Here is a 12,205-nt window from a genome sequence, read left to right as displayed (position 1 = left end):
CGCGGGGGATAGCCTAGCCGCCCACCGCCAGGTCGCTGGCATGGGGCGGGTAAGCCGCGTTGATCCGGTCGACCGGCGTACCGGCGATGGTGCTGGCAAAGCCGTGGTTGACGTCGCGGTGATGCGCCTCGTCGGCGCGCACGAGCAGCACGACATCGCGCAGCGTCGCATCGTCGGCCATTTTCCAATAATGCCGGGCGATCGCCGGTGCGGGCACATTGGGCGAACGACCCTCGTCGATTTCCTGCAGGTAAAGCGTGTAGCTGGTCACCGCTTCCTCTTCGAAATAACCGACCACGCGGTGCGCGGTCCGCGCGGAGAGCAGGTACAGGATCGAGAAACCGATCAGGAACACGCCCTGCACTGACAGGATCACCATGCGCTCGAACCAGGTCGGCCTGGCGATCTCGATAAAGGTCATCAAATGCATGCGCTCATTCTCCGCCTCCTCCATCAGGGTGCGGATCCAGCCCTCATCGTCGCGCATCCGGCGCAGGCATTTCAGGTGAGTGAACATCGCCCCGACCATGCCGGGCACCGCCGCGACCGTTTCCAGCACGATCGCGCGATGGCCGTAACGCTTGGCGAAAAAGGTATCGGCGCTGAACCGCAGCAACTTGGTGAAGCTCAAGGCGAAATGGTCGGAAAAGCCCTTTGGCTGATGATGCACGACCGGTTGCGCGGCACGCTCCGCGGCCAGTGCATCTGTGTCGGGCTTGAGGACGGCGTTGACCATAAGGAGCTTCTTTTTTCCGCAGTTCGAATGATCGCCTGAATAGCCCGAACGGCGTGACACGCTCAGTGACGGGAAATACGTAGAGCGCCTTCGACAGGGGCGTGGCGCTCCTATGGCCGAAACGTTTGAATCCCTGACCGTTTGTCGCGCGGTTGCTTGTCCATGCGCCGGTGGCAATTAGTGGACTGCCACCGGGACCCCGGAAGCCGCGAGGCATACGCGCTTGGGACGGACCCGGCGACCGTGGCGCGCAATCGCTCCGGTAGCCGGTTATCCTGCTGCCGCCTCAGGTTCCAGAGGACCGTTAGAATTTCGGGGACACAATACTAAATTCTTTAGTATTGTGTCCCCGAAAGCTCCCCCGACGCAAGCCGCCGGGGATGACAAGCCCGTGGGCGGAATGTTATCGCCGGGCATGATTGATCGCCTCTGCGAAGGCTTGCGCATCGCCCGCAGCACATGAGTGCGATTTTCGGGATCGTTCGGTTCGACGGCGACTCGGTCGCGCAACGCGATATCGAGCGCATGGGGACCATATTGGCGCATCGCGGCCCGGACCGGCGGCAGGCCGCGGTCGAGGGCAGTGCGGCCATGGGCCATTGCCTGATGCGGGTGAATCAGGAGGACTGGCTTGAGGCGCAGCCGGTGCGCGACGGTGTGTTGATGCTCGTGGCGGATGCCCGTATCGACAATCGCGAAACGCTGGCGGCGGAGCTCGGCCTGACCGATGCCGAACTTCGCGACATGTCGGACAGCGCGGTGCTGCTCGCCGCCTATCGCCATTGGGGTGAGGATTTCGCCGCGCATTTGCTCGGTGATTTCGCCTTTGCGATCTGGGACGCCCGAGCGCGGACCTTGCTGCTTGGCCGCGATCACATGGGCCAGCGCGGCCTTTATTATCATCATGGCGACGGCTTTCTGGCCTTCGCCAGCGAAGTGAAGGCGCTCTGGGCGGTCGCGGGCGTACCGCGCCGCCTGTCGGACGCCGGCATCGGGCGGCGGATACTGGGTCCGATCGATCTTCCGCCAGGCGAGACGATCTACGACTCGATCTGCGCGCTTGATGGTGGCACGACGATGCGCTTCGCCGCGGACGGGACGCTGTCGCGCCGCGTCTATTGGGAGCCGCACGCGTCCCCCGCGCATCTCGGCCATGACGAGGCTTATTATCTCGACGCCTATCGCGCCGTGGTGACCGAAGCGGTGGCGTGCCGCGTGCGCCGGCTCGGCCAGGCGCCGGCGCTCTGTTTCAGCGGCGGTTTCGACAGCGGCAGCATCGCCGCCATCGCTGGGCCGATCGTCGCGGGGACGGGGCGCCGGATCGTCGCGGTGGCGTCGGTGCTGGGCGAAGGCGAGCGCCGGACGGTGCGCGACGCGCGCGCGGCGGTGGAGGCGTTCCGGCCCTTTCCATTCCTCGATCTGCGCCACTATGTCCGCGGCGACGAGGGCATGTTCACCGATATCGAGGCCGCGTTTTTCGCGACCGACGACAGCGCCGGGAATCCTCACGTCCGGCACGGCATGTACCGGATCGCGGCGTCGACCGGCGCACGCCTGGTGCTCGACGGGCATGGCGGCGACTATACCGTCAATATCACTGGCGGGGCATTGCTCGGACGAATCCTGAGGCGCGGCAAGCTGCGCCGATTTGTGCGCGAATTCCGCATGCGCGCGCGCGCCACGGGGTGGCCATGGCTGGCGATATTGCGCCACGAGGTCATCCCGGCGCTGTTGCCGGTGCAGGGGTTCAACGCGGCGCGGCGCGCGGCGGCGACGTGGCGCGACCGGCCGATCAACCCCGCCTTTGCCGACACGTTGCGGGGGGGCGGCGCGATCGATTTCGGGCGGCTGCGCTATTCGCGGGTAAGGCATCACCGCTGGCGCGACGCCAGCTTGCATCATCTGCGCAAGGTCACCCGGAGCCAGCCGCTCCATGCGACGCTTGCGGCCGCGGACGGACTGGAACTGTCCCGGCCTTTCCACGACAAGAGGGTCGTCGAACTGGGCCTCGCTATCCCGGAATCGCTTGATTTTCGGAATGGGCTGGAACGCTATCTGGCGCGTCAGGCATTTGCCGACATCCTGCCGGAACAGCTGCTGAAACGGCCGCCGGGCAATGACGCCGAACAACCGGACATGTTCCGCATGGTAAAGCATGGTGCGCCGGCGGCGCTCGCCGAGGCACGGCGGCTCGACCAGGGTGGGCGCTTGTCTCGTTATCTTGATTTGGACCGGGTCGAACGCATGATCGCGGACGCGGACGAGCGCAAACGGCCCGATCATGCGACGCTCTATGTCGCGGCGCGCATGACCACGCTGGCGCGCTTCATCGGCTGGTTCGATTCGAGCAACGAGTGAGGCGCGATGCGACCCGCGCCGCGCGGCTCAGCTTCCGTAAGGGCCGAAGAACGGGGTCGATCCATCGGTAAAGCGCGTGACGTTCGCCTCGCTGTCGCGCAGGGTCGAAACGATCACCTTGGGCGACGACCATGGCTTGCGCTGCGCTGTCTCGATCGATCCACCGGAACGATTGGTCGTTGCTTCCATTTCCGTCACGATGCGCGCCCTCCACCCTGTTGCGGCATCAATATCACGCCGGGGTTTACAGCGCCAGAAGGGGACAAGGACAGTGTTTTAACCTCAAAACTCGACATCATTTCGTTGAACAGCCGCCACGCGGCAACTCTCGCTCGCTCGCTCGGGTCGGCGGCACGAATCAGGGTCCCGGCCTTGATCTCTCTCTGCACCAATGTGTCGAGGTGATTGATCCGAAGGCACTCGTCCGCCCATTCAGTGAGTTTTGGTCGTTCTCGTTCGGTGACACGTGGTTCTCGTTCGGTGACACGTGCAATAACCCCCTTATTCGCATCACCTCCCGTCGGTAGCGCGAGATAAGCGGTTGTTGCACGTGTCACCGTAATCACGGCGTTGACCATAAGGAGCTTCTTTTTTCCAGCAGTTCGAATGATCGCCTGAATAGCCCGAACGGCGTGACACGCTCAGTGACGGGAAATACGTAGAGCGCCTTTGACGCCGTCTAATTCCGGATCACGGCCGGGGTGGTGAAGGTTTCTCGATGTCGCACGGTTTCGTGAGTACAAGTACCTTCTCAAATTTCTCGATATTGATTTTGAAATATCCTGACGATCTTTTCAGAACACCTGAATCATCTACGTACATTCTTTCTTGATTATCGGATATAATTTCGGCCTTAATGTCTGTGTTGGAATATTCTTTATCACTTGCGCGTCCAATAATTAGTGACGCAAAATCATCTGCGGAGATCTTATACCTACATCCGACGCGCTCGATCTCTTCCTCATGGTACCCGGTGATCGGGTCCACTCCAAAATCGCTATATATGACATCAAATTCTGCTTGATGGCTTTGCGGGGCCTTATCGGTGGCGCTACATCCAGTGGAGAAAATAGCTACGAAGATTGCTAATGTAATACGGTAGTTCATCGTGGATCCCAGATCATTCTTGAATGGGTAACGGTGACAGTTCACTAAATTCAACCTGGCCATGCCAACTGGCCGAGTCGATCATTGCACTATCGCTGTTATTTCTACCGCGTCAGTGCCTCAATCACCGGCCATTGCTCGTCAACCGCCTCGCGCCCGGCATCAATCGCCCGTCGGATCTTGGCGGGATCGAATTCCAGCGTGTCGGAAAATTCCTCTTTTGGTTCGATGACGCGCACCTGTGCGAACCGATACTCCGAGATCTGCTTGTCGAGCGGCAGCAACAGCGCGCTGGCTTCGGTCGCCGACATGCCCTTTGCCTCAAGGCCTGAAAACATCTGGTCGCGCGCGGCGAGCATGTCGTTGATGAGTGACGTATTCGCCAGGTCGTTTCGGGAAACCTCCGACTGAAGAAGGTTTACCGCCCGCAGGCCCACCGGGATCAGTCCGCCAAATTTCCTGGTGGTCGCGGGGTTGCTCACCGGGGATGCCCGCACGACCAGCACGCCGGTCGGATTGAGCTTCAGGGCCGCGCCAAGCGGGGTGACGTCCCGCACCCCGCCATCCACCCATTGCTGACCATCCGATGTCTGCAACGGGTCGAAAAAGACCGGCATCGCACAACTGGCATAGACCCAATTGTCGATGCTGGGGACCGTCTTGTCGATGGTGCGAAATTCACCGGATTGAAGGCTGACCACGCCCAGCTGCATGTCGATGTCCGAAGCCGCAAGCTTGGCCGGGTCGGCGAATTTCCGCAGAAGTTTTTTCAGCGGGGCTGCGTTGTAAATCGCCTTCTCGCCAAACACGACCGCACCGGCAACGCCGCCACGTTTCTTGTAGATATCTTCGGAATTCTTGAGGGCGAGCCACATGTCCTTAAGGCCGGTGACATCATTCTGAGCAACACCAAGCGCCTGGATGGCACCAGTGGATGTTCCAACGACAATGGCCGGTTTGACACCGCGTACGTTCACAAGTGCGTCCAGAACGCCGACCTGGAAAGCGCCCTTCGCTCCACCGCCACTCAAGACAATCGCCAGCCTGGACGTCATCGTGTCGCCCTCCAAGGACTCCAACAAATAGTCACGCTGATTGATCTTGCCGTCAAGTGATGGGAATCAACAGCGCGGTCAATTTTTTCGAAAGCCTGATACTCGCTTTCTTGACCTACCTGGTGCGCGATGCCCGGAGGATCAACGTGCCGGCGACGGCGAATAAAAATCCGCCCAATCCAAGCACGATGATCAGCGCAGCGGCTAGTTTGGGGTCGATTACTTTTCCTGTATTCTCATCATAAATCGGGACGCCATAACCATAATGAGCAATGGCCATTGTGCCAGCGAGGACCACAAGAAGAGAACCCAGAACGGCCCACCAGCGTGCAATGCGACGAAAGACGCTGGGCGGCTGTTTGCGTATCGTGCCAAGCGGATCTTTGAAAGGGTCGGTTAATGCCATATCCGTGACTTCGCGCATCGCGGAAAGGTCTGCAAGTGCCTCGATCGCGACCACATCGATGATGGATCACGACCCGATATAGGCGTCTGACATCCGTCGCCGATTTTAGCGCCGTACCGATATCGACCTTCCCCCAAAAATCACCCACCCCCATCCTCAGCCCCAGCCAAATGCCACTTCACCACCGCGCACAACGCCAGCATCTCGTCGCGCTTGCGCTCCTCGATCGCCTCGAAATGCGGCAACGCGGCGCAGGTCATGTCGCCATTATGCTCCACCGCCGCCGCCGTCATCGCGGCCAGAGTCGCACGCAGATTGTCCAGCGTGGCGCGCCGGCCCGGTGCGGGCGGGACGCGGTACACCGCCCATGCCACTTATCCGAATACCAAACGCCCCCTGATCACCCACGCCCCGCCTCAACCCCCGCCAGATGCCGCTCGATCACCGCGCACAGCTTCAACGCATTGTCGCGTCTGCGCTGCGCGATGAACATGTGGTACGGCTCGGCGTGCAAACCCATGGCGCCCTCGTGCGTCATCGCAAGCTCCTTCAGCGTGGCGAGTGTTGCGCGCATGCTGTTCAGCGTCGCGCCTTGGCCAGCCTCTGGCGGCACGCGATAGGTCACTGTCTTCGCCGCCGCATTGATGATCACGTCTTCGGGCGGTGGCACCGGCTTTAAATCATACTCCATTTCCTCGGTGGCCTTCAGCACCTCCAGCCACGCCGCCCGATATGCGCTTGCCTCGGCCACGGTGCGCGCCGGGCCGGTGATTTTCGACACCGGCTTCGCGACGCGCGCGATGCGCTCCGTGCCATCGCCGGCCGCTTCCTCATCTCCATCGCGCCGGATTTCGGACCAGTCGCGCGACAACGCCAGCGCGCGCGCCGCTTTCGCGCGCGCCGCGGCGGCGGCGTCCATCTCGATCCGACGTTCATGCTGCCGGCGGTCGTGTTCCGCCATCGATCGCAACGATCGGTCGCGCGCCCGCACCTCTGCGGCGCGCGTATCGGCCTGGACTTGCCCGGCATAGCGCTCGGGCAGGTGATCGGCGATCAGGTCGCGGATATCGTTCAACGCGAACCACTCGCACCACGCGGCCGCCTTGTCATAGCTCTCCACCATCGCCTCGATCGCCGGGCGCCGCACCGGCAGGTCTGCCTGCAGCTCGGCGTGCGTTGCGGCCAGCCCGTCAAGCGACAGCATCTCGTCCGGTTGCGCGCCCGGCCAGTCCGCTGTGCCCTGCACACGGCCAATCCTCACCTCGTCCGGATGCGGCACCGGAGCGGTCAGCTCGGCCTTCAGCTTCGCCGTTTTGGTCAGCACTTGCGTCCAGACTTCCTTATATTCCTCGGCCGCCTTGAACTCTTCGGACTGGAATGCCCGGGCCCGGCGCGCTTCCAGCTCCGCCCATGAGGGCGCGGCGGGCTTCACTGGCGCCAGCGCCGCCGCACGCGCCTCCGCCGCCTCCGACTGCATGATCAGCCGCGCCAGCGTCGCGGCGGCCAGCCGGTTGCCGCGCGCCGCCTTCATCGCGATCTCGCGGAACGCCGCCTGCATCGCGGGGATCTCGACCAGGCGCCCGCCCGCCTTGACCCGCACCATGCGCATCGCCTCGGCCATCAGCATCCCGTGGACCGATTCATTGGGCAATTGTGGCACCACCTCCTCGGCCGCCTTCACCTTGCGCCTTTTGCCCTCGACGCTGGCCCGGTTGCCTTTCTTGAACTGATGCTCCCTTGGCGGCTTGCCATGGCCCACCGCATCGTCGCACGACGCCGCACTCTCTACCGCCCCCGCCGTTTCTGCCCTCATCGCTTCCGCTTCCGCCGGTTCGACGCGATTCAACTTGCTCTCTGCCACTGTCATGTCTGCCTTTCCCGCAACCGCATTTCGCGTGCGGTAAAGCCCATCCGGCGAACCGTTTGAATCGAGCCAGGTCATCATGCCCGTCCCGCCACTTGCCCGTTTTCCCGTAACCGCGCCGCCGATATTCCCGCGGCCGTGCGCCGAAACTCGCGTAGGATTTCCCGTAATTTCCCGTGCAACGCGCCAAAAAACATCTGCCGCAAAAACTCCCGTAACCACGGGCTGCCGGCACCGCGAAAACCAGGTGCCTTACAGAATTGACACACCCCCTTCCAATTGCCCGCCAGCCGCGACACAGTGCCGGCAACGCATCGCAATCCCGGGGGAACCCATGACCGATTTGACTCGCCGCGAGACGCTCGCCGCTTCGACCGCCGCCACGCTGGCCGCCACGCTCGCCACCGCGATGCCCGCCTGGGCCCTGGACTCTAGGGCACAGGACGCCGCGACCGCGGCGCCACCGGGGAGTGGAGCTGCATGGGACCTGTCGGAGATCTACCCCGACGATGCCGCCTGGGATGCCGCGCGCAAGGCGGCGCTCGCCGCGCTTCCTTCGCTCGCGGCCTATCGTGGCAAGCTCGGCGAGAGCGCGGACACGCTCGCCAGGGCGATGGTCGCCGGCTCCGACATGGGCAAGACGATCGCGCGCATCTATGTCTATGTCAGCCTCAAGGCGGATGAGGATGTCCGCGTCTCCGCCAACCAGCAGCGCCAGGCACAGGCGGTCGATCTCTACACCGCCTATGGCGAGGCAAGCTCCTGGTTCGCACCCGAGATCCTCGCGATCGGATCGGACAAGATCGAGCGGTTCATCGCCGCCGATGCGGTGCTCAAATCGCGCTTTGATTTCACTCTTCGCAACATCCTGCGCCAGGCGCCGCACACGCTGAGCGCGGACGAGGAGGCGCTGCTCGCCGGCACCTCGGCGCCGCTGCAGGGGCCCGAGGATATCCGCGGTCAGCTCGTCGCGTCCGACATCCCCTGGCCGACCATCACCTTGTCGACCGGCAAGTCGATCCGGCTCGACGATCAGGGTTATACGCTGACCCGCGACGCGCCCGACCGCGCCGATCGCAAGAAGGTGTTCGACACTTTCTGGGCGACCTATGGCCAGTTCCGCAACTCGCTTGGTGCTGCCTATCTGTCGAAGCTCAAGGCCGATGTGTTCGACATGAAGGCGCGGAAGTACAAGACCTCGCTCGCCGCCTCGCTCTCGGGCAACGATGTGCCGGAGGCGGTCTATCGCACCCTGGTCGCCGAGACGAACAAGGGCCTGCCCGAACTGCATCGTTATTTCGAGCTGCGCCGCCGCCTGCTCAAACTGCCCGACATGGCCTATTACGACATCTATCCACCGCTCGTGTCGCTCGACCGCAAGGTGACGGTGCCGGAGATGCGCACCCTGACGCTGGAGGCGGTCAAGCCGCTCGGCCCCGACTATGTCGCGCTGCTGGGCAAGGCGACGGCGGGCAAATGGATGGATCCGCTGCCGCGTCCCGGCAAGCGTTCGGGCGCCTATATGAACCCCGGCGCCTATGACGTGCACCCCTATCTGCTGCTCAACCTGGGCGAGAATTACGAGGGGCTGACCACCTATGCGCATGAATGGGGCCATGCGATGCACTCGCTGCTCGCGGCCAAGGCGCAGGTCTATGACAAGGCGGAATACCCGCTGTTCACCGCCGAGATCGCCTCGACCTGCAACGAGCAATTGCTCGCCGCCTATATGGTCGCCCGCGCGAAAACCAGGCAAGAGAAGCTCTATTATCTCGGCCAGCAGCTTGAGGGGATCCGCGGCACTTTCTATCGCCAGACCATGTTCGCCGAATTCGAATTGGCGTGCCACGACAAGGCCGAAGCGGGCGAGGGGTTGTCGGGCGAGGCGTTCAGCGCGATCTATCTCGACCTGCTCAAACGCTATCACGGGCCGAAGGTCGCGATCGACCCGGTCTATGGCTCGGAATGGGGGTATATCCCGCATTTCTATTCGAGCTTCTATGTCTATCAATACGCCACCTCGATCTCCGCCGCGTCCTATTTCGCGCGCGCGATCCTGAAGGGCGGCGCGAAGGAGCGGGACAATTATCTCGGCGTGCTGAAGTCGGGCGGCTCGGATCACCCGGTGGCGTTGCTCAAGCGCGCGGGGCTCGATATGGCGTCGCCGGCACCGTATCAGGCGATCATCGCGACGTTCCGCGACACGCTCGACCAGTGCGAAGCGTTGATGGCGTAAGGAGAGAAGTGACGATGCGGACCCTGACCTGGTTGAGCGCGGCAACCGCGCTGCTTGCGCTCGCCGCTTGCGATTCCACGCCGGCGCCCGCGCCCGAGGACGACAATGCCGCCGCCGAAGCGACGCCTGCGCGCCCGGCGTTCGCGGTCGACCTGGACGGCGCGGCCAGGCTGATCGACGAGATCGGCGCGCCATGGAAGGGCGGGGCGACCAAGGACGGCATTCGCGACGCGACCACCGGCGGCGCGATCCGCACGCTCACCGCGCCGGGCGGCAACGCCCAGATCTTCACGCGGCCCGACGGCAAGGTGTGGCAGATGCGGCTGATCGTCGTGCCGGTATCGGGCTGCAGCGAATCCGCGGCGCTCAAGCGCGCCTTGCCCAACCTGGTCGCCACGCTCGCGCCGTCCACGCCGTTCAGCACGTCGCAGCGCCTCGCGATCGAGGACGACATGGTCTCGACCCTGGCCAAAACGCATGACCTGGCGGCGATCCGCATCGTCGTGCTCGGCGGCTGCACGCACACGATGACACTCACCGCGCTGTGATCCGGGCGTGACGCCATCGTCATCCCCGTGCAGGCAAGGCCTTCGCAAGCCTTTAGCCGTCACCCCGGACTTGTTCCGGGGTCCACCGTTCCGCAAATTCGCAAGCCGTTGATTCTGCGGCTCAGTGGACCCCGGAACAAGTCCGGGGTGACGGTGGGAGCAAGACGCATGTGGAAGTCCTGCCAAGGCCTCGTGGCAACGGGCACCCCGCCCCAAAGCATCGGACGCTAACCGCCGATGCGCCGCCTGTTTCCCACCTTCGCACTGGTGGCGCTTGCCGTCATCGTGTTCGCCGGCTGGATGCATCTCGGCGTACTCGACCCGCGCAATGTCGGCTGGGTGATCGACGGCCATGACCGGGGGCAGAGCGCGATCGGGCTCGCCGCTTATCTGCGCGCCGCTGGCTCATGGCCATTGCTTCACCAGCCGCTGATCGGCGCGCCCGACGGCATGGCATTGTTGTTCACCGACAGCATCCCGTTGCTTGGCCTGCTGCTCGGCCCGGTCGCGCCATGGCTGCCGCCGGGGCTGCAGTTCGTCGGCCCATGGTATCTCGCCTGCATGCTGCTTCAAGCCGGTTTCGGCTGGGCGATCGTGCGGCGTCACGCGCCCGACGGGGTCAGCGCCTGGCTCGGCGCGGCATTGCTCGTGCTGATGCCGGTGCTGATCAACCGCTACGGCCATGCCAGCCTGTGCGCGCAGTGGCTGATCCTGTGGGCGCTATGGCTCCATCTCGATCCGGTCCGCGCGCGCCGCCCGCTCTGGTGGATCGCGCTGCTCGGTGTCGCGGCTTTGGTCCATAGCTATCTGCTGCTGATGGTCGCCGCGATCTGGGCCAGCTCGGTGTTGCGTTCACTGGTCGCCGAACCGGAACGCGGGCGGACGCTGATCCATGCGGCGATCGTCGCCATCGCCACCGCGCTGATCGTGTCGCTGCACGGCATCCTCGGCCAGCATTTCGGATCGACCGGCACCTATGGCCGGTTCCCGATGCCGATCGACGCGCTGTGGAACCCGGGCAACCCGACCTATTCCGCGCTCCTGCCGTCCTCGCCGGAGAGCGGGCGCGGCTTTGAGGGGTTCCAGTATCTCGGCGCCGGTCTGCTCGCGCTGGCACTGGCCGCGCTGGTCAGGCTGGCGTTCGGCCTGCGTCACGGCGCGGACGCGGAAGCGCTCCCGCGCGACGCGCTGCGGCGCCTTGCCTGGCTCGTGCCGGCGTTCCTCATCTTCGCGGTGGTCGCGATCGGGCCGCAACCCCTGTTCGCCGGTCAGCCGGTCGGCGGCGTCCGCCTGCCACCCGCGATCATCGACCTGCTCGATCCGGTGCGCGCATCGGGGCGGCTGTTCTGGCCGGTCACCTACACCATCGCCATCGCCGCGATCCTGATCATGTGTCGCATGAAGCGCGCGCCGCTGATCCTTGCGGGCGCGCTCGCGCTGCAACTGGTCGACCTGATGCCGATGCTCGCCGCGGTCCGTGCGACCAGCGTCCTGGCCGACACGCCCGGCACCTATCACCGCACGCCCGATCCGCGCTGGGACGCACTGATCGCCCGCGCGGGCGCGGTCGATTTCCAGCCGCCCGATCCGTTCGGCGACCTTGTCGTGATGGAGGAGATTGCGTGGCGCGCGGTACGCCAGTGCCGCCCGGTGCCGTTCTTCTACGCCTCGCGTGAGACGGTGGCGACGCGCCGGCGCCTCGACGCGGCGGCACGGCGTTTCCGCGCCGGCCTGATCGATCCGGCGCGGCTCTATGTGCTGGTCGACGGCGCGGTGCCGCCCGCACTGGCGCACCGGGTACGCCATCTCGACGGCATCGCGATCATCCCGCCGAGCGCAGCGGCCCGGCCACGTGGTAAGGATCTGTGTCCCACTAAATAGCGGAATTAATGCCT

Annotated in this window: 12 protein-coding genes; 4 read left to right on the top strand and 8 right to left on the bottom strand. The window is 64.2% G+C overall.

What is annotated here, in order from left to right; genetic code table 11:
- Nucleotides 1-13 precede the first annotated feature (13 nt).
- On the bottom strand, nucleotides 14-736 hold the full coding sequence (locus tag G4G27_RS14425; protein ID WP_183109303.1) for an alternative oxidase: 723 nt from the start codon (nucleotides 734-736) through the stop codon (nucleotides 14-16).
- 459 nt (nucleotides 737-1,195) lie between these two features.
- Here G4G27_RS14425 and G4G27_RS14420 point away from each other — a divergent pair, with 459 nt between their 5' ends.
- Nucleotides 1,196-3,094, top strand: a complete 1,899-nt coding sequence (locus tag G4G27_RS14420; protein WP_183109302.1) for an asparagine synthase-related protein — start codon at nucleotides 1,196-1,198, stop codon at nucleotides 3,092-3,094.
- A gap of 27 nt (nucleotides 3,095-3,121) precedes the next feature.
- Here the strand turns inward: G4G27_RS14420 and G4G27_RS14415 are convergent, their stop codons facing one another.
- From G4G27_RS14415 to G4G27_RS14385, 7 genes are all read right to left on the bottom strand, one after another.
- Nucleotides 3,122-3,292 carry a hypothetical protein gene (locus G4G27_RS14415; RefSeq protein ID WP_183109301.1) on the bottom strand — a complete coding sequence of 57 codons (171 nt, stop codon included), beginning with the start codon at nucleotides 3,290-3,292 and terminating at the stop codon, nucleotides 3,122-3,124.
- Complete coding sequence (locus G4G27_RS14410; RefSeq protein WP_183109300.1) at nucleotides 3,289-3,672, bottom strand: hypothetical protein; 384 nt, start codon at nucleotides 3,670-3,672, stop codon at nucleotides 3,289-3,291. The genes G4G27_RS14415 and G4G27_RS14410 overlap by 4 nt, the downstream gene beginning before the upstream one ends.
- A gap of 112 nt (nucleotides 3,673-3,784) precedes the next feature.
- Nucleotides 3,785-4,201 carry a hypothetical protein gene (locus G4G27_RS14405; protein WP_183109299.1) on the bottom strand — a complete coding sequence of 139 codons (417 nt, stop codon included), beginning with the start codon at nucleotides 4,199-4,201 and terminating at the stop codon, nucleotides 3,785-3,787.
- A 104-nt stretch (nucleotides 4,202-4,305) separates the two neighbouring features.
- On the bottom strand, nucleotides 4,306-5,256 hold the full coding sequence (locus G4G27_RS14400) for a patatin-like phospholipase family protein (protein ID WP_183109298.1): 951 nt from the start codon (nucleotides 5,254-5,256) through the stop codon (nucleotides 4,306-4,308).
- 115 nt (nucleotides 5,257-5,371) lie between these two features.
- Entirely contained in the window at nucleotides 5,372-5,680 is a 309-nt protein-coding gene (locus G4G27_RS14395; protein ID WP_210275204.1) for a hypothetical protein, read from the bottom strand.
- A gap of 122 nt (nucleotides 5,681-5,802) precedes the next feature.
- Nucleotides 5,803-6,024: a hypothetical protein gene (locus G4G27_RS14390; protein WP_183109296.1), complete on the bottom strand. Its 222-nt coding sequence runs from the start codon at nucleotides 6,022-6,024 to the stop codon at nucleotides 5,803-5,805.
- 38 nt (nucleotides 6,025-6,062) lie between these two features.
- Nucleotides 6,063-7,475, bottom strand: coding sequence for a DUF5681 domain-containing protein (locus tag G4G27_RS14385; RefSeq protein WP_210275203.1), 1,413 nt, complete (start codon nucleotides 7,473-7,475; stop codon nucleotides 6,063-6,065).
- A 385-nt stretch (nucleotides 7,476-7,860) separates the two neighbouring features.
- On the opposite strand from G4G27_RS14385, the gene pepF reads away from it, so the two are divergent.
- From pepF to G4G27_RS24185, 3 genes are all read left to right on the top strand, one after another.
- Nucleotides 7,861-9,762: an oligoendopeptidase F gene (gene pepF / locus G4G27_RS14380; protein WP_183109294.1), complete on the top strand. Its 1,902-nt coding sequence runs from the start codon at nucleotides 7,861-7,863 to the stop codon at nucleotides 9,760-9,762.
- 14 nt (nucleotides 9,763-9,776) lie between these two features.
- Nucleotides 9,777-10,310, top strand: a complete 534-nt coding sequence (locus tag G4G27_RS14375) for a hypothetical protein (protein WP_183109293.1) — start codon at nucleotides 9,777-9,779, stop codon at nucleotides 10,308-10,310.
- Between the two features lie 237 nt (nucleotides 10,311-10,547).
- Nucleotides 10,548-12,191, top strand: a complete 1,644-nt coding sequence (locus G4G27_RS24185; RefSeq protein WP_244624339.1) for a DUF6311 domain-containing protein — start codon at nucleotides 10,548-10,550, stop codon at nucleotides 12,189-12,191.
- Nucleotides 12,192-12,205: the final 14 nt, after the last annotated feature.

The organism is Sphingomonas sp. So64.6b (assembly GCF_014171475.1).
Taxonomy (GTDB): domain Bacteria; phylum Pseudomonadota; class Alphaproteobacteria; order Sphingomonadales; family Sphingomonadaceae; genus Sphingomonas; species Sphingomonas alpina_A.
Note: the sequence above shows the minus strand (reverse complement) of the source record. Positions and strands in the feature narration are given on the sequence as shown.